This is a genomic window from Flavobacterium tructae (assembly GCF_001853485.1).
Classification (GTDB): domain Bacteria; phylum Bacteroidota; class Bacteroidia; order Flavobacteriales; family Flavobacteriaceae; genus Flavobacterium; species Flavobacterium tructae.
Genome location: NZ_MIKE01000006.1, coordinates 15,857 through 35,327, shown reverse-complemented (window position 1 = coordinate 35,327; position 19,471 = coordinate 15,857). Strand labels below are relative to the sequence as shown.

The following is a 19,471-nucleotide window of genomic DNA, read 5'->3' as shown; positions in this document are numbered from 1 at the left end:
CATTTTTAAAACATGAAAGTAGCTCTAGTCACTGCATTTCCACCAAGTAAAGTTACACTAAATGAATATGGTTATCATTTGGTAAAAAACTTTGTTCACAACTCAGAAATAGCCGAATTAATTTTATTATCGGATAAAACACTTGAAGCGAAACAATTAGACTTTGACCAAAAAGAAAAAGTTAAAGTTAAAGAATGTTGGAGATTTAACAGTTACACCACTATTTTTTCTATTCTTAATGCAGTTCGACAAGAACAACCAGATGTAATTTTATTTAATCTTCAGTTTGTAAAATTTGGAGATAAAAAAATACCTTCTGCCTTGGGATTATTGTTACCTATGATTTTGAGATTTTTTGGATATAAAACAGTGGTTTTATTGCACAATATATTAGAACAGGTTGATCTGAAAAAAGCGGGATTCACAGAAAATAAATCCATGCAGAAGATTTATAATTTTATTGGAACTAACATTACCAGATGCATTTTGAAAGCCAATAGAGTTGCTGTAACTATTCATAAATATGTGGATGTTTTAAATGTTAAATACCATAGCCAAAATGTAATACTAATACCACATGGAACATTCGAATCGGTCAAAAATCCAAATTTTGAAATTAAATCCGGACCCAAACAAATTATGGCATTTGGAAAATTTGGAACTTATAAAAAAGTTGAAATTTTAATTGAAGCAGTTGAAATTGTTCGAAAAACAAATCCAGAAAAATTAGAGGTAGTGATTGCTGGAACAAATAGTCCAAACACAGCTGGATATTTAGAGGCGTTACAAGAAAAATATAAAAATGTTGAAGGAATTATTTTTACCGGATATGTTGATGAAAATGATGTAGAAAGAATCTTTACTGATAGTACAATTGTGGTTTTCCCTTATACATCTACTACTGGTAGTTCTGGAGTGTTGCACCAAGCGGGCAGCTATGGCAAAGCAGTTATCATGCCTGACTTGGGCGATTTGGCCTTGCTAATTAAAGATGAAGGGTATAAAGGAGAATTTTTTAATCCCGAAAGTGCAGAATCTTTAGCTGTAGCCATCGAAAAAATTATTTCAAACGATGCCTATAGAAAAGAATTAGCTATTGCGAATTTTCAGGCTGCGAGTGCCCATTCAATGGATAAAATTATAATGATGTATATAGAATGTTTCAAATCAATACAATAAACTTAAATTGAATATTATGAAAATACTAATAGTAGATGATCAGCAATTGGTTTTGTTGTCTTTAGAAAAATTACTAAGCAGTTCAGGATATGAAGTTATCAGTGCAGACAATATAATGGATGCCATTGCAAGATATGACAGTGAAAAACCAAATTTAATTATTGTTGACATTAATATGTCTAACCTTTCTAATGCGGAATCTTTGAACGAAAGTGGATCTGGTTTGGAGGTCGTCAAATATATCAAGCAAATCAAAAAAGACGGCACACCTGTAATGGTACTATCTGGTAATACTGATGAAGAAGTCATTATAAAAGCTTTTGATTTAGGCATTGATGACTACATGAAGAAGCCTTTGAGTTTAAGCGAAATTGGCGCAAGAGTAAAAAGGTTAATTGGCTCTACTATTGAAAAAAGTGTTACAGAAAAAACCAATTCGAAAGAGCGATATATCCAAAACAAATGTATTGGAGTTGTTATTCCGTGCTATAACGAAGAAAACCGTTTGTCTAGTGATGAATTTAAGTCTTTTGTACATAAAAATTTAGGATACCATTTGTGTTTTGTGAACGACGGAAGTAAAGACAATACATTAGCAGTTTTAAATGAATTAACAAAAGGGAAAGAAGAATATATTAGTGTATATGATTGCATAAAAAATGGTGGAAAAGCTGAAGCTGTTCGCCTCGGAATGTTACACTTAGCTAAGCAAAATCAATTTGATTATATCGGTTTTTTAGATGCCGATTTGTCTACCAATTTTGATGATTTTCAAGATTTGGCAGATACTATCTATAACTCTAAATACAAATTAGTTTTTGGTTCGAGAATTTCAAGAATGGGAGCTGACATTACCAAACAATCTGCAAGAGTACTGATCAGTAAAACCATAAATTATATTATCATAAAGATTCTTGGAATGAAAATTAATGATACACAATGTGGAGCCAAAATAATGACAAAAGAAATTATAGAAAAAACTTTTAGTGAAAAATTTGTAACAAAATGGATTTTTGATGTAGAGATTTTCATGAGAATGAAAAAAATATATGGTTCTGCAAAAACTCAGGAATTAATTTTAGAGAAACCTTTAAATAGATGGATTCATATGGATGGTTCTAAATTATCATTTAAAGATTCAGTAAAAATTATGGGGCAAATTGGCCAGATTGCACTCCATTACAGGTAAAAAAACTACAACCAATACTATATAGAGCAAGTCAAAAAAAACTTGCTTTGAGTTTTTTTTATTAGAGAAATGTGTTAATTACAAACAGTTAAAGATTATTTTTTATCATGTTTTTTTACATAATATATATATAAGAATGCAAGGTATAATAATACATCTATTTATTTAACCGCTAATAATAAATATACCATTAGAAAACTATGTTTTTTTACAAGTCGTTTACAAAACTTTGCATTAACTGTAAAATACGTGCAAATTCACCTTCAGATTCAAATGTGCCATTTTTTAATAAATGATTTTCATATTCTTGTGCAAGATCGTAGCTTTTTTCAAGACCTAAAATAGATATTTTATGTTTTAATTTATGAATAACCTCTGAGGCAAGTTTGTAATTCTTGCTTTCGATACTTTTATAGTATGCGGTTATTTCAAGCGGAAGTTCTTTTTTAATAATAGTAATAATTTTTTGCTTAAACTCATCGTCTTCTGCACAAAGTTGGTCAATATAATTTAAATTAGGCTCCTCCATAGTTTTTAGGTAAGGTAAAATAAAATGTTGTTCCAATGTTTTCTTTACTTTCAAGCCGGATCGAACCTTTATAGTACTCTATAATTTTGTTAACTATAGAAAGCCCTACTCCTGAATTTTGATTGTTATTTTCTAATTTCGTGAATATTTTAAAAATTTTGCCGTGGTATTTTTCAGCAATCCCTACCCCATTGTCTTTGATATAAAATTCAAAATCCTGCTCTTTTTCTGTACAGCCAATTTCAATTTGACCTTGAGCCTTATTGTTATAGTGAATACTATTTTCAATTAAATTTTGCATTAATTGCTTGAATCGCCAGCTATTTCCCTTTATTTTTGGTAAATCATTAATTATTGAAATTTTAATATTTTTCGGAGTATGAATTTCTCTCTTAATTTCGTCAATCACCAGATTAAAGTCAATTAACCTTTCTTCTGATTCTACTTTGTCTACAGTAGAATAATCTAAAATTCCTTTGATGAGCAAATCCATTTTTTCCACATTAAGTAATACCTGATTAAGCGAACTTAAACAACTTTGCCTCATTAGGTCTTTATTATCCTCAAGAACCCAATTAATAAGAGTATCTATATTCCTGAGTGGCGCTTTTAAATCGTGAGAAACTACATGAGCATACTCGTTAAGTTCTCTATTTTGGTTCTCTAAACTTAACAACAATTCTTCTCTTTGCTTGTTCATTGCCACAATTTCTATGGATTGCTTTTTTAAGAAATCAGACTGATTAAAATCTTTTTCATTACCCAATTTTTCGGCATCCAAATTCATAGAATTTAAAATCTCTGTCAAATTTGAATTTATTTCTTTTAAACTATTAGCTTCCTCTCGCAGTTTTTTATTGGCTTCAAAAAGCTCATCGGAACTAATTTTCATCGCACGTTGAAACATACTCATCTGATCCTCATGATTATCATAAGATTCATTGACTGCCTGCAAAAAATACTTTAAATCTTTTAAATGCTCAGGGTTTATAAATTTGACAATTTGCCTTTTTAGTAGCGTATTCATTATTCACTGATTAGAGTTAAAGTCATTGTTTGGTTATGCAACTCGCAAAAAGTATTATCGCTAAATGGAGCCATTTCGCCATAAGAGTAAAACCCAGTAATCGCTACTTTATTTCCTATTATTTCCTGAACGTGCTCTATTTCCTCTTCAACCCTTTGATTCATAACTAATTTTCTTCCCACACAACTTACTAGTAAAGCAAGTTGTGGGTGATTCTTTCTATTTTTCATTGCTAAAATGGCCGCTTGAGATGCTCCCTCTGCGATAGCATCTACTGAAGCCATCATGAGCTGTACTTTGGCATTCTCGGGCGCATCTCCAGCTAAAATCATGGACTGATCATCATTATTAATATTTAAAATGGTACGAACAACAGCTTGCAATTTGCCTTCAGGAGTAACGTTTAAAGGGTACAACAAAGAAGCTTGCGGCAACTGATTGGCTTTGTCTCCTAAGTATTTTTTATACAAATCCAAAGCAGGTTGTCCATCTATCTCATACAATACATTGGCTTCTGATCGGGTAATAATTCTTTCGGGACCAAAAGAGCTCCATCCTCCAAAACTCGAAAACGAAATTTCTAAAGTCTCGCCATAAAATCCAATTAAAACAACTTCTCCTTCTTTTGGATTTTCTTTGTAAGAAGCCAACGTTTTCTCAAATTTCGCGTCATCTCCACACATACCGCCCGAGATAGAAACTTTATTTTGAATACAATTTTCAAACCCCTCAATAAGCGAACTTCCGTTTACGAAACTTCCTTCTGAAAGTACAAATAAATGCTTTAAATTTTTTTTCGGTATCTGTTGATAAAGAGAATCCCCTAAAGTATTCGCATTTTTTTTGTAATTAAAAATATTATCCGTTCTAATTTCAAAGCTGCTTTTTTCAAACTCTATAGCAGTAACTACGATAGAATCATCAAATACATTTGCATCGATAATTTCGCCTGCTGTAGAACCAAATACCAGATGTTCGTAAGGAAACTCCTTTCTAATCGCTTCAATGACTTCCAGACGTTCTAATTGCATTCTGTTTCCGAAAACAAGTACAAGTGGATTTTTTAATTCCCCTTCCTTTTTCAGATACTCCCAATTTTTATTCTTTTTTTTATACGCTTGAATTATTTTCATAGTTTCTATTTTGGTAATTTAATAAAGAAGGTTGTACCTTTAGTAAGTTCACTTTCAATCCAAATTTTTCCGTTGTAATTTTTGACTATTTTTTTTACAATAGACAATCCAATACCTGTTGATCTTTTATTAGAACTAAAAGATTGAAACATTTTAAAAATTTTTTCCTGATTCTTCAGAGCAATACCGGGTCCATTGTCTTTAATTGCAAAAACATAGTACTTTTTTTCCTCTTCCCAACTTATTTCAATAATTCCCAGAGGCTTGTCAATATAATTTACCGCGTTGCTTATAATATTTAAAAACAATTGTTGCATTCTAAATCGTTCTGCCTTAATTGTTGGCAGTTCATTTTTTACCAAAACCTGAATGTTTTTTGGTATATGAATAATATCAATTATTTTACTTATTTCAAGATTCAAATTGATGCTTTCAGTAATCATTTCTATATCATCTACTTTAGAATATGTTAGAATTCCTTCAATCAAATGATCCATTTTCTCCACTTTGTCTTCTATCATATTGAGATATTTAACTGTTTGTGCATTAAACTCTTTATCACTGTCCTCTTTGATCCATGTAACCAGAGAATGTATACTTTGCAGCGGTGACTTTAAATCATGTGATACAATTTGAGCATAATCATTGAGCTGCTCATTCTGTTTTTCTAATTTTTTAAGCAACTCCTCTTTTTGTAATTCCAGGTTTTTTTGTTTAGTTATGTCTAGATGTATTCCTATTGAACCAATTACTTCACCATTGACATTGTAATTGGGCGCACCACTAATTAGCCAATGCCTTGTTTCTCCTTTCTTATTAATAGAGGCTACTTCATAAGAATCTGACTTCCCATTAATACGCTCTTTATTTTTAAAAGTAACTAATTTTTTATCTTCAGGATGCAGCAAAATTTCAGATGCTTTGTTGCCTAACAAATCAATCAAAGAAAAACCGCTCATATCACAAAAGCACTGATTAGCCAATTGTATTATATCATCCTTATCTACTTCCAATAAACCCATATTCATATTGGCAATAATATTTCGATATTTTTCTTTTTCTGCTTCCAGGCTTTCTTTATACTTTTTTTTAATTGTAATGTCTTCAAAGCTCCATAAATGACCGTCATTTTTGTTCCCTTTAGATATAGTAATAAAGCTTCTTTCATACACGCGTCCATCGGCCAGTTCAATTTCTTCAGAAAATACATTTTTTTTGTTTCTTAAAATTTCTTCAACTCTTTCAATAAACTCATCTGGTCTTTTAAAAAAGTATTTATTTTCCTCAGTGGCCATTTTTGAATCAAAACCTATCATCTCTTCTGGTTCTCCTTTAAAATCAAATAAATCACAAAAGCGTTTATTGGCAATTAGAACCTTTCTATCCTCATCTTCTAATAAAATACCAGATTGAAGATTGGTAATTAACGAAGTCAAACGATTCTCAGAATCTATAAGCTGTTGATTGAATTCTTTTTCCTGACTTATATTTTCTTCAATAGCAAAATACTTAATCACTTCTCCGTGTTTGTTATGCAGTGCCTGTCCCTGCACTCTAACCCAATATTTTTCTTTAAATTTTGTATAATTTAAGATTTCACAAGTGAAAGGAAGTCCTTGTTTTATTTGATTTTTTAAATAGGTAATGGTGTCTGGATTAGTTGCTTCTCCTTGCAATAAATGACCTGGACTCTGACCAATCAATTCTTCCTTAGAATAACCAGTCATTTTGGTAAAACTACTATTGATCCACTCTATTTTACCTGACTTGTCACAAATAATGACTGCACTTATATTTTTATCAGCTATCGAGGACAGTAATAAAAGTTGTTCTTCTTTTTGCTTGACTTCTGAAATATCCTCAATCATTGCAAAATATTGAATCACTTTTTTGGAGGGATCTAGAATGGGCTGTCCGACCGTTTTAGACCAAAAAGTACTTCCATTTTTTCTAGCATGCAAAATTTCTACCTCAAAAGCATTTCCATCGTAAAAAGCACTGATCATTCTACGGATTTCCTCTTTATCCGATAAAGGATCTGAACCTACCTCTAAAGGTGTTTTACCAATAATTTCATCTTTCTCATATCCTGTCAATTTAAGATAAGCATCATTACACCAAAATATCTTTCCATCCGGATATGTAAATAAAATGCCATTTTTATTTGTTTTTGCTACCATGGACAGCTTATTTAGCTCCTCATGATTTCTTTTTTGTTCTGTAATATCACGTCCATAGATCTTCACATAGTACTGTTCCTGCATACTTTTACAAACAAAGGAGTAACACTTACCATTACTCTCCGCTTCAAACATCCATCTTTTTTTTGTTTTATCTATTTTATGGACGATGAACTTGAAAAAATCCTTAATTTCATAATTAATTCCATGGTATGTAAGTCTTTTTAAATTCTGAGTTGCTGGATTCATTTTTAATAAATGCCCCTCAAAATCAATCCGAATTAATAGATCCTGATTTTGAGTAGGAAATAGTTCTCTATCATCAATTTCCTTATTGTCCACTTTTAATTCATTTTCCTCGTGATGTATTATAGTCAAAGACTTTTGTAATGCGGCATCAGACTTATCACGATTGTACATTAAATCAAATAAATCTAATGATGCATCGTGCTGAGCAAAATCATAAAGAGAGAGTTTTTTTTCTTCAAAATTTTTATCAGAAGTAAGCCAATTACTGCCTAAAAACAAATAGCCATTACCATATTTTTCAAATTGCCCTCGGAGCAAGATTTCATTCCTGAGTGATTTGATTATGACCAATTGATTTGTGATCTTATAAAAGTTGTCACTGTTTAGCTCTTCCAAAAATGGTTTGGTGATGGCAAATGAATACAAAAAATAGTCATTGCTTTTTAAGTCAGGAAGAATTTTGATTAAACTTCTACCTCTATCTTGGATAAGTAAGTTTTGATCGAGCAGAACATAAAAAGGGAAAAACCTATTGAATGTCTCACTATCAAAATGAAATTGAGAATTTTCCATACCTCTACCTCCTTTAATTTTAAAATTTTATTTGTACATAATCTAATCCTCGCAACACTATCCTATTTGGAATGTTTTTAACACCAGAAAACAGCTAAGCCAACTACTAAAACGACCTCAAATTCTAATTACTCGTTTTTACCAGAATTGTACTTCAGGAGTGCTATTTTTATTAAAATATTAAATATTTAAATTTCAAATCGTTTTCAATTAAAAAAAAGCAGATTAACAAAAAACGTTATTTTTTTTTCTATAAGACTAAATTTAAAAAATCGTGATATTTTTTTACTGCGAAATTAATTCATTTGTACTCCAATAATCAAGTAGTTTTTTTATTCTATCTACATAATCCTCATATTTAAGTGGTTTTAAAACATAGCCCGCAATACCTATTTTATAACACTCCATAACATCCCTATGATTGTTAGAAGTCGTTAAGATAATTGCTGGTATGTATTTTAACACATCATCCGCTTTTAAGATAGTCAAAAACTCGATTCCGTTTAATTTAGGCATATTGAGGTCTAAAACAATAATATCCGGAATTATTTCTTTCATTTTCAATACATTAACCGCTTCCTCACCATTATCTGCTTCGATGATTCGATGATTGAGTTCTAAACTTTTTAGCACTCTATTGAATTTCATCACTTCAATTACATCATCTTCTATTAATAGTATATTTAATGATTTTGCCATTTTTCTTATTATTTAAATTTTAATGCATACTTATTCAATTTCAAATGTATTTCATTAACGTAAGAGTAAAGATTCTTTTTCGTCAAATCATAACAAAGTGTAGACAACTGGAAAAAAAGTGTCGGTGAATAGTATTTATGCAGGTAATCCATTATAAAAATAAAATTAAAACAATTTTAAACCTCAATATTTTTTCGCACTCAATAGTGATTGAATATCATTTTTGAAATTTTATAAGTACCAAAACCGATATTAATTATAACAAGTTAGAATATCAAACAAGATCTTTTTGTGAACTCGTCTAAAATATTGTTCCATTATTGCAGCAACTTCCAGAATTACGTTGCCATTTTTTGTTGACTTTTTCTTTACAAAAATCAATTTTGAAATCGCCTACCTTTTCAAAAAAAACTTCCTAAGTACCAAAAATATGACACCCCTTTTTTTCCAAAATCCCTAAGTTTTTATGCCAATTAAAATCAGTAAAGGTGATGTAATTCTAGTGAAGTGCTATTTTTCTACTACAAAAACATTTTCTATTCTACTTTCATTAAAGAAAAAAACATAAATGCTTATTATAGACGCATAAAACGTTGCGACAAAAATTCCATCCTAATCTTTTATGATCTGTATAGAATTTAGCAGTTGTACTCTTTGGGTAAAGTAAAACAAAAACAAGCACCTTTTTTATTGGCTTCTCTATTCTTCAAATAGATAGTACCTCCTACTCTATCTATTATGGCTTTTATTGTTGACAAGCCAATACCGGCATTCTTCTCATATTTTGAACTAACCGTTTCAAATAATTCAAATACTTTTTCCCAGTATTCTTCTGGTATGCCTGGTCCATCATCTTCATAGACAAAAAAACAACTAGTTTCATTTTCTGTTAGTGATATCCAAACATTACATTCCTGTTTATCAGTATGTTTTACTGTATTTGATAAAAGATTTTGAATAATTTGAACAAAACCTATTTTTGAATGCCTTATTATGGTATTACAATTCCTATAGTGAATATAAGTTGGAACATATAAAGCACCATTATCAACTATATATTGAATAATACTTTCGACATTAAAATCTTCAAAATGAATTTGATCGTTACTAACTTTCGTATATTCTAAAATGCCATTAATCAAGAAATCCATGTATTCATTTCTAGAATAAATCAAATCAATCCAGGCCTCTATCTCTGTGTTTTTGATGAGTGTATTATAATCTTCTTTTATAAAAATTAATAACGAATTTACACCTCGAATTGGAACTTTTAAATCATGACTAAGACGATGAGCAAATTGGCTCAACCGTATATTTTTTTTCATAATCTCATCATTCAAATCTTCCAAAAATTTATTTTTTTTATGAAGTTCAAATAGAGAAATCACTTGGTTTGCCAATGCCTTTAATGATTCTTGCTGACTATATGTAAGACCTTCTCTTGGTTTGCTATCAATAACACAGAGAGTACCTAATGAATAACCGTCCTTGGTGTTTAAAGGAGCACCTGCATAAAATATTACGTTCGGAGCATTTATACTTAATGGATTATCATGAAATCTTTGGTCTTTAGAGGCATCTGGAATAATAAAAAGTTCATTAGGCGTATTTATTGCATGTGCACAAAAAGCAAAATCTCTCGGTGTTTCGGTTACATCTAAACCATGATGTGATTTGAACCATTGTCGATTCTGATCTATTAATGTTACCAATGCAATAGGGGCGTCACAAATTTGGGCCGCTATTTTGGTTAAGGAATCATACTCTTCTTCTGGGAGGGTATCTAGTATATTATAACTGCTTAATGCTTCGAATCTAAAAGCTTCATTTTTAGGAACTTCAGGTTTATACATATTAGACAGATTTTTATTTTCAATTAAAACTAAAACATATCCTATTTTTTTTATAAAAATAAGAAAAGTTTTAAATAATTTTGACATTCCTAAAGTTAAAATCCGATGTTTTAATAAGATTCTGTCACATCCGCAATATAAATCTAAGAAAAATCAGAGGTCCGAAAATTATGCAGCCAATTTGCAAAATGATTTAAACATAATTTTTTCAGGCTTAAACATCTGATTCTTTCTCAACATATGTATAACCTCGATCCCACCCAAGGTTCTTTTCGCAGATTCAAAATTTTTGAAACCCAAACCATTTTGTACCCTCCATTTTATAAAACGATAGTCCTACTCAACGATATTATTGAGATATTTTACACTGTCGAATCTTAATCTTTGTGAATGAGCGTTTGTTATAAACTTTGATAGCGGCAGTATTACAATCACTTTTATCAATGTTTATTACTCTGGTTTGTAGTTATGACTAATTGCTTTAATTAGAAACAACTGAGTACTCATTCTCTGTCTTTTTCTGGTCAAAAGAAAATCTACTGTATGGCCAAATTTATCTACCAGTACAATATAAATAACACCAGATATCTTTCAGTTTGATATAGATTTTATAGATTTGTCTCTACCATTAGGCTAATGTGTGTTCTTAGAAATAAAAAAATATTTAACCAGACTATCTTAAATTGACTAGCCAAATTGCACGAAAAAAGGATTAAATCTTTAAATGATGAATAATTCAGGTACAAAAAAGAATAAAATAATAAATCTTGAACCTAAAGAACTGAAAACGAGTTATCAATTAAGATTTTATAATTAACGTTTGTTTAGTTACACATATATTAGACGGAAGTAAAAAAATAATAAAGAATAAAAATTAATGAATGATATTCGACAAAGTTTAAGTCAATTTATGAGTTTGGCTGATGAAGAGTTTGACTTAATTAAATCTAAATTGGAGGTAGAAGAGATTAAAACAAATACCATAATTATAAAGATTAATCAAAAAGTTTCAAAGCTATATTTTGTAAAATCAGGTTTATTGAGAACTTACTTCTTATCTGATGGGAAAGAAATAAATACCTATTTTGCTTGTAATGGACAATTTATAACTTCCTTTTCTAGCTATATCACACAAACACCATCAATCCAATATTTAGAAGCTCTTGAGTCAAGTACATTGTATTCAATTACATTTGAACAATTAAACAATCTATACGAAAGCTATCCTAAATTTGAAAAATTTGGAAAAATTTTAGCAGAACAAAACTATTTATGTGTATTAGAAAGGATGATTTACTTACAGTCGAAATCAGCAAAAGAGAAGTATCTATATTTTATTGAAAAATATGAAAAAAAAATTGTCCAAAGAGTTCCACAACTACATATCGCAAGTTATTTGGGCATTACTCCGGAAACATTGAGCAGGGTAAGAAAAGAAATTTCTATTTCTTGACATTTGTCAATGCCAAGCAGTGAAATGTACTGCAATTTTGCTAAAAAAAAAGCAAAATGAAAAAAAATACACTTTCTCTCATCGTAATGGCTTCAGTCTTTGTATCAATTCTATCCATAAACTCTTGTAATAGTATTTTAGAGGTTTCTAAAATAGAAACAAATAGGGCTTTTAATACAAGGACAAATAATAAAGTACAGTTTTCAATCATTGAAACAGGAACAGCAAAAACACAAAAGGCGTTTGCGTTTAAAGGTGGTAGCTTGTTTGAAAACCTTAAAATTGCACATATTTCTGTTTGGGTCAAACACCCTAATGGCGATTTTTTATTTGACACAGGACTTGGAGATAGTATTAATATTCAATTTGATAAGGGAATGTCGTTCTTTCATAAACTAATGTTTAAGTATAAAAAGGGACAAAGTGTCAAAGAACAATTATTATTAAATGGGTTAAATAATAATTCAATAAGAACTATTATTTTATCCCATTTGCATTGGGATCACGCAAGTGGGATTAATGACTTTCCAAATTCGGATATTTATACTACTGAAGAAGAGCTAAAATTTGCACAATCAAACAAAGCCTTTTCGCCAGCATTTATAAAATCTCAATATAACAACAAATCTACAAAATGGAAATTTCTTAATTTTGAAAAAAATAAATACGAATTTTTTGAAGAATCTTGCGATTTTTTTGGCGACGGAAGTGTGATTTTTGTAAAACTGCCTGGACATACGCTTGGTTCAATAGGAATGTTTATCAATGGGCAAAAAAGATACTTTTTTACAGGTGATGTCACTTGGGCTATTGAAGGTTTTAAAAGACCATCATCCAAAAATAGAATACCAAGTAAATTAGTTGACTACGATAAAAATAAACTAGATACAACCATTATAAAGATACATACCTTAATGAAATTAGATACAAATTTAGTAGTTATACCTGCACACGACTTTGAAATCCAAAAAACATTAAAACATTTTCCTGAATTTCAATACTAATGATTGAGTTAGAATCCAATAATGTATTTGATGATGAAATCAAACATAAAAAAGAACGAACCGCTAACAAGTGTTTATAGAATTTACAAAAACAATTCAAACATACTATTCCTATCACACACTATAGACTCAGAACACGATACTGTCGAAAGACTTAAAGCTTATACTAAAGTGACAGAATATCTAATAAATGGTATTTTGTAACTGGTAATAGAGATAGTATTTACAGTATTGCACCAAAAGTTGTTTTGCAACCACATATAAAGATTCAAAAGAACCAAGTAATTATGTTCATAGTGCGGATATTCTGGACAAAGTGAGCAGTATAAATGAACTCAAAAAGGTGTCTAAAAATTAGGAAAATGTTTTTTTTTGTGGAAGATCAAAAGTTAACAGACTTAAGTTCAAATATTACTAAAAAAATAACACCTATTATAACTAATAATAACTATAATTTTGATTGATCAAGTCTGAATTGAAAATTACTGTTGCTGTCAACTGTTTTAAAATCAATCTTTCCCCAAACATAGCACACACTATTATTTATTGATTGAATAAAATATTAAGTTACTTATGTATTAAATAAAGCAGTAACTTCATCGATCTTGATACAATTACAATACTTTTTTTAAAACCATAAATTAATTTCACTATATTTACTGTAGTTTTGCCCCTAAACAAATTTAAATTTGGAAGATTTGAATTTAATCGAAAAGTCCTATACTGCCTAGTATGGGATTTTTTAACAATTTTTAAATTTCAAGAAAAGAAAAAGCCAAAAATTATTATAGTATTCAGAGGGTTTTAGTAATTCCTACAACAGTTAATACTCACCTCTCCCTTCTCTAAAATTCATTACAAACATACAACTAACAACTGGATGTGCTAACTTAGCGTGGAGTCCTAATTAAGGACAAAATCTTAACTTTAAAGCATGAAAGAAAATCTTAAAAATTACGACTGCATTTTCAAAGAGAAAGCAGTTCAATTAAGTTACGATTCTCCAAGCCCTGTGTCAAATAGAAAACTTCCTTTTGTATGTTTTACCCAAACCGCATATGTACTATTTTATGATTTTTAAAAAGACTTCCTCCTTTAAACGCAAATGCTTTTTGCGTAATGACAGTTCCGGTTTCAATAATAGAAAATTGTATATTCTTATTAACGGTTTGAGAATTTAATGTTCTTTCCAAAGGTATTTTAGGGATTGTTAAAGTGCTACAACAAGAATTAATAATAGGAATAGCAACTATAATGGAGATGATTAAAATTAGGTAAAGTTTGATTTTTAGCATTTTTATTTTTTATGCAAATTTGAATTTCTTCTTATGAATTATTATTGACAAATATCAAGAAATAGATATTTCTTTTCTAACTCTACTCAAAGTCTTAAACAGCTATACTGACTCTTTTCACTATTAAATAATTGTTTTTCTGGTTCTAAAATGATTGAGGCTATCTCTAGAATATTTCTTTTTAATCTCTTTTAATCTTTCATAACTGGTATCAAAATAAACTTCTGTAGGAATGGAACTGTCTTTAAAACTAATGAAAGCACCAGATGTATTTGGAATATTAAAATCTCGACAAACTTGCATCCAATCTAATGCTTGATTGATTCTGTCATAAACAAAATTATTTTTCCCTTCTTCTTTTCTTTCCAAAGATTCGTTCCACCAGGTTTGATATTGAATCGTGTATTGCTTGTTTTTGTAAGGAAATGCGCTTTCCAATTCTTTTGTTTCATCTTGATAAAATATGCCCGAAATAGCACCTAAAGTGATGTAAGTAAACAGTCCCATCTCTCTATTTCCATCTAATATCAATGGAGAAGTCAAGCTACGTAACAAGGCTTCATGCCCCTTCGGCCCTAGACCTTGAGTATCTACTAGGCAGGAAGTGATTTTGTGAGGTGCGGGGTTTTCTAAATCCGGAGATATAGGACGGCTTTTTGATAATTTACCTTGAACTTCCCCTTTTAATAATTGTTTTATAGTATGAAAAGATTCTCTATCCCAGTTACTCATCATGTTCGCTCCATAGGCTTTGCCTGCCTGCTTTCCTGCGATATCAGTAATTATAAAATCGTAGGTTTGTGGATTCTTGAAACTCTTTTCAATAAACTTGGAGAGATCGCTCGCACTTCCTTCCCAATAACCATACATCACGCAATTATGGACCACTGTGTTTGCATCAAAATTTTCAATAGCTGGTATAGCTGAAATTTTCAAATTAGTACCGATTAACTTTTTATTCAAATTCAAATAATTTGCATTACTTTCTAAATTCCTATTTGCATTGATTACATCTTCCCATTCTTTTAGGAATTGTATCGTTGGCACCCTATTTTTGCGCACTATTTTTAATCGTTCTGTGTCAAAGTCAGTTTCATATTTATTCCATTCTATCTCGAATCTAATAAGCTCGCTTGGCAGTTCAAAAGTTTGTAATTTTAGCTCAGTCACTATACCATAACTAAAACCACCTCCACCTTTTAATGCCCATAATAATTCTCTGGCTTGGAGATCACCATCTTCTGACAATTCTTTAATACTCCCGTCGCCAAGTACGATTGTTGCGCCTACCAATCGCTCACAACACATTCCTTTTGAGCGTGTCCAAGGCCCCCATCCACCCCCAAATGTAAAACCTGCAATTCCAACAGTTGCACAAGTTCCATGCGGAATCATTACTTGCTGCTCTGCCAATAAAGTGGTCAATCTTTCAAATCGATTACCAGGTCCAATAGTCGCAACTCCACTCTTCTTATCAACTTCTACCATATTCATTCTTGATAAATCAATCAAAATAGTATCGGTTCCCGAGCATTCACCTTCATGATCATGTCCTCCTGACCTTACTCGGATTGCTAAATTATTACTCATCGCTCCCTTGTAAACCCGCTGAACTTCTTCGGTTGAAATACAATAAATAATGGCAAAAGGCCTAAGCTGTAACCTTGTATTAAAAATTTGACATGCTTTTGCGTAACTAATCATATCAAACAAATTGCCTCCCCCCATTTCTATTTGATCTCTGTTAATATGTTCTTTCAGTTCATTCAGAAAATGATACACATTTCTCATATTAACTGATACAAGACTCTCGGCTATAAGCACTTTTGTATCTAATTCGAATTTTGTATTCTTTAGAAGTATAACATCACCTATCAAATCATTTTTTACAATAACACTAACTCTAGATTCAAATAGATTAGAGGTCTTGTATATTTTAAGTTCAACAGTACCGTATTCATTTTGATAATAAACAGAGATATCTATTTTCTTATATTTTACTTCATTTTTAAGACATAATTTTACCTCACTATGGGCATCAATTTTTTCAGGAAAATCTAAGTAATACTTATTCTTCTCTAAATCTTTTGTTTTAGTTAAGACTTGATTTGTGTTATTGTAAATTTTAAGTTGAGCAGTTAAGACATTAAGATCTGTTTGGCTGTCTTGACTGATTTGATTGGATAAATGTTCCTCCATAGTATTTGGATTTGCCTAGTGTCTTATAATTTTAAATAGCTTATATTTTTCCATATTTGGTACAGCAACGTTAACTGTCAAAAAGATTATAAATCTCCTTGTATGTCCATCACCTTTTCCCCATCTTTCCATGTTTCTAACACAAGTATATTTCGCATCCCTGCAACAGAATTCAACCCTTCTTTATTGAAGTAAGTTAAAGGTGATTCTGATAAGATTACAAAGTCGGCACATTTCCCTACTTCTAATGAGCCTACCCATTGATCTGCATGACATTGCCAAGCAGCATCGTAAGTCATAGCTTTTAATGCCTGAAATCTTGTAATACACTCCACTTCGTTAAGTACCTGATAATCTGTTTTTTTAGGAGTACCTTCCATCACTCTTGCAATTGACTGTTCCATCATACGCAATGGTCCCAATGGAGTAACACTATTATCGCTATGAAGAGTTATTCGCATGCCATTCTCTAAAGCGGTTTGGCATCTATCAAGAAGATTTACTTTTTCTTTTCCAAAAATGGTTTGTTGAAAAACCCACCCCCAATAACCTACGTGTCCTATTAAAAAACTTGGAGAAAGCCCTAATTCTTGCATGTCCTTCAAATTTTTATCTGTCAATAAAGAAGCATGTTCTATTCGGTCTCTTCTAATATTTATAGTGCTTTTATTTATTCCTGCAAATTTAAACGCATTGATTGTTCGATCTATAGCATGATCCCCGTTGGCATGAATCATCACTGGCCAGTTATTTACTTTCGCTTTACTAACCAAAGCATTAAACTCTAGTGGATAACCAAAATTAAACACTCCAGTATTGTTTTGGCTGTGACAGCAAACCATATCATAAGGTTTATAATTTGCATCGCAAGCATAAGGCGTATACTGATAACCTGTAAGTCCTTGGTTAGAACCATCACCAATGAGTTTAATATATGCCAAGTTGAACTTATTGTTACCTTTATTAGGTTTGTATTTCCCCTCAATAACAGTATTGAATTTCTCTAATGACAGTGCTACTAAAGCACCACCTATACGAACGGGACAACTTTTTTGATGGGCTAAAAAATCTAAAAAAAGGGGCTGATTAAGATTTAATACTTCTCTGTTAGGGCTGTTATCATAAGGCTCTATTCCACAATCAAACATATAAGTAACTCCTCTTCTACTGGCTTCTTTAAAGATTTCTTTAACTTCCTCTGCTAATTTTTCTAAAGCAAGAATGGGATCTATATGTAAACTTTTGGCCACAACTGCTAAAACAGGCTCAATTCCTTCAACTTCTTTTAAAACACCATTAGTGCTTATTTTAGGTATTTGACTCTTCAATAATGTTACTGCAACAGTATTAATGTATGCCAAATGCATAGAAGAATTCAAGATAAAAACAGGTTGTATAGTTGATACTAGATCTAAAATTTTTGCATTAAACTCTTTATCTGAGCCCTCAAATAAAGCAGGATCAACATTTCTACCAATAATCCATACATTCTTGTCGTTTGTTACTTTCTTTTTTAGCTCTTCTAATACCCACCTTCGACTGTACTTACCTTCTTCTGTTTCAGCTATGCTGGATCTTAAATCTTGCCCGCTAAAAGGACTAACATCCGTAGCTTTTTTAAAAACCGCGGAGGATATAATGTGAAGATGTGGTTCAATAAATCCAGGTAATAAAATTTTTCCGCCATCAATAATTCTTTCCGAAGTTCCTGGTGGCATTTGTGCGACAACAGTTTTGTAAGACCCTGTTGCAACAATTTTACCTTCAGATATGGCAATGGCTTCTACCATTACATCTTTTCCTCCTTCTAGGGTTTGAATGTATCCAACTTGCTTACTACCTGTACTATCTTCTTTTACTCCAGTACGAAAAATAAGATTTTTACAAGATGGATGTTTTTCTAATTCATTGTTTTTATCAGTCATAATAGCCATCCCATTTGTATTGGGTAATAGCATTTTCCATAATGGACTACAACACGAACACTGTAATCCTTCTGTATGTTTATGTTTCATAATTTTGTTTTTATATACGAATTATTTGTATCTTACATTATGTAAACTACTGCGTATAACCAGATTTTAAAAATAAAAAAGATTTTTTACTCTACTTCTTTATGATCTTTCTAAATCCAATTTGATTAATCATTCAATCAAACCTATTTTAAATTATATTTAAAAAAATTACCTAAAAACTATCGTAAAATTTTGTTTCCAAAATAAAACTACTGTTTGATTCTATAAATAATAACAAAAATGTCATGAACGAAAAATTTAATGTCATGAATGATGTTTTTTCTAGCGTGAATGAGAAAGCTATAAAAAAGATTGTTGCTTTACTTTTTATATGATATCACTATAAACTTATCATTATCTGTTAATTTTAGATAGAAATTACTCCCAACATCTATTGTATCACCTAATTTTTCTTAATCTTTTCAATTATTTAAAATGATTAATTCTTTAAAATTGTTATATTTGTAATATTTTGGTATAAATTTTATCCGTTCAGATAATTTTCTATTCTCAAATACTCCGCATGAAACAGTTTAAATTTTTAAGTGTTATTTTACTATTCCTTCTTTCTTTTGTTAGTAGAGAAGAATTTAATAAATATGTGTTCGGTGGCGAGAAATTTAAATCCGAGAATAACTTTATCTCTGCTAAAATTCAGCTTGTCTCAACATTAACTTTAAAGTACTTAAAAGATGCAGATGTTCATTTAAAAATTAAAAAGAAGATTAAGTATCGTGCTACAGCTTCAGAAAACAGTACTTTAAATACGCCTTATCTAACCAAGTTAATACGTTTTAAGTTTTCTAAAAATCGCCTATCCTATGGTGTTGTATCTGTTTATCAAATTCAACGACATACTTATCTACACCTCTACCATTTTTTTTAGAGACTGTC

At 30.6% G+C, this 19,471-nt stretch carries 14 protein-coding genes; 5 read left to right on the top strand and 9 right to left on the bottom strand.

The window, feature by feature from the left end:
• The first annotated feature begins 12 nt into the window (after positions 1-12).
• Entirely contained in the window at positions 13-1,179 is a 1,167-nt protein-coding gene (locus tag BHE19_RS01905) for a glycosyltransferase (protein ID WP_070905725.1), read from the top strand.
• 16 nt (positions 1,180-1,195) lie between these two features.
• Positions 1,196-2,368 carry a response regulator gene (locus tag BHE19_RS01900; protein ID WP_070905724.1) on the top strand — a complete coding sequence of 391 codons (1,173 nt, stop codon included), beginning with the start codon at positions 1,196-1,198 and terminating at the stop codon, positions 2,366-2,368.
• Between the two features lie 208 nt (positions 2,369-2,576).
• Here the strand turns inward: BHE19_RS01900 and BHE19_RS01895 are convergent, their stop codons facing one another.
• The 6 genes from BHE19_RS01895 to BHE19_RS01870 form a co-directional block, all read right to left on the bottom strand.
• Entirely contained in the window at positions 2,577-2,897 is a 321-nt protein-coding gene (locus tag BHE19_RS01895; protein ID WP_070905723.1) for a histidine kinase, read from the bottom strand.
• The gene (locus BHE19_RS01890; RefSeq protein ID WP_070905722.1) at positions 2,884-3,924 is read right to left on the bottom strand and encodes a sensor histidine kinase; all 1,041 of its coding nucleotides are present in this window, start codon (positions 3,922-3,924) and stop codon (positions 2,884-2,886) included. Before BHE19_RS01890 ends, BHE19_RS01895 begins: the two co-directional genes overlap by 14 nt.
• Entirely contained in the window at positions 3,924-5,057 is a 1,134-nt protein-coding gene (locus BHE19_RS01885; RefSeq protein WP_070905721.1) for an FIST signal transduction protein, read from the bottom strand. The genes BHE19_RS01890 and BHE19_RS01885 overlap by 1 nt, the downstream gene beginning before the upstream one ends.
• A gap of 5 nt (positions 5,058-5,062) precedes the next feature.
• On the bottom strand, positions 5,063-8,059 hold the full coding sequence (locus BHE19_RS01880) for a PAS domain S-box protein (RefSeq protein WP_070905720.1): 2,997 nt from the start codon (positions 8,057-8,059) through the stop codon (positions 5,063-5,065).
• 285 nt (positions 8,060-8,344) lie between these two features.
• Positions 8,345-8,758, bottom strand: a complete 414-nt coding sequence (locus BHE19_RS01875) for a response regulator (protein WP_070905719.1) — start codon at positions 8,756-8,758, stop codon at positions 8,345-8,347.
• A 638-nt stretch (positions 8,759-9,396) separates the two neighbouring features.
• Complete coding sequence (locus BHE19_RS01870; protein WP_233431347.1) at positions 9,397-10,698, bottom strand: sensor histidine kinase; 1,302 nt, start codon at positions 10,696-10,698, stop codon at positions 9,397-9,399.
• A 790-nt stretch (positions 10,699-11,488) separates the two neighbouring features.
• On the opposite strand from BHE19_RS01870, the gene BHE19_RS01865 reads away from it, so the two are divergent.
• Both BHE19_RS01865 and BHE19_RS01860 read left to right on the top strand, forming a co-directional pair.
• Positions 11,489-12,064 carry a Crp/Fnr family transcriptional regulator gene (locus BHE19_RS01865; protein ID WP_070905718.1) on the top strand — a complete coding sequence of 192 codons (576 nt, stop codon included), beginning with the start codon at positions 11,489-11,491 and terminating at the stop codon, positions 12,062-12,064.
• A gap of 56 nt (positions 12,065-12,120) precedes the next feature.
• Positions 12,121-13,068, top strand: coding sequence for an MBL fold metallo-hydrolase (locus BHE19_RS01860; RefSeq protein WP_070905717.1), 948 nt, complete (start codon positions 12,121-12,123; stop codon positions 13,066-13,068).
• 1,043 nt (positions 13,069-14,111) lie between these two features.
• On the opposite strand, the gene BHE19_RS01855 is transcribed toward BHE19_RS01860, so the two are convergent.
• The 3 genes from BHE19_RS01855 to BHE19_RS01845 all read right to left on the bottom strand — a co-directional run bounded on the left by BHE19_RS01855 (position 14,112) and on the right by BHE19_RS01845 (position 18,577).
• The gene (locus BHE19_RS01855) at positions 14,112-14,363 is read right to left on the bottom strand and encodes a hypothetical protein (RefSeq protein ID WP_070905716.1); all 252 of its coding nucleotides are present in this window, start codon (positions 14,361-14,363) and stop codon (positions 14,112-14,114) included.
• 123 nt (positions 14,364-14,486) lie between these two features.
• Positions 14,487-16,562, bottom strand: coding sequence for an FAD-dependent oxidoreductase (locus BHE19_RS01850; protein ID WP_083342442.1), 2,076 nt, complete (start codon positions 16,560-16,562; stop codon positions 14,487-14,489).
• An 86-nt stretch (positions 16,563-16,648) separates the two neighbouring features.
• Entirely contained in the window at positions 16,649-18,577 is a 1,929-nt protein-coding gene (locus BHE19_RS01845) for an amidohydrolase (RefSeq protein ID WP_070905715.1), read from the bottom strand.
• Positions 18,578-19,100: 523 nt separating this feature from the next.
• Here BHE19_RS01845 and BHE19_RS01840 point away from each other — a divergent pair.
• A complete protein-coding gene (locus tag BHE19_RS01840) occupies positions 19,101-19,463 on the top strand; it encodes a hypothetical protein (RefSeq protein WP_070905714.1) in 363 nt (120 codons plus the stop codon).
• Positions 19,464-19,471: the final 8 nt, after the last annotated feature.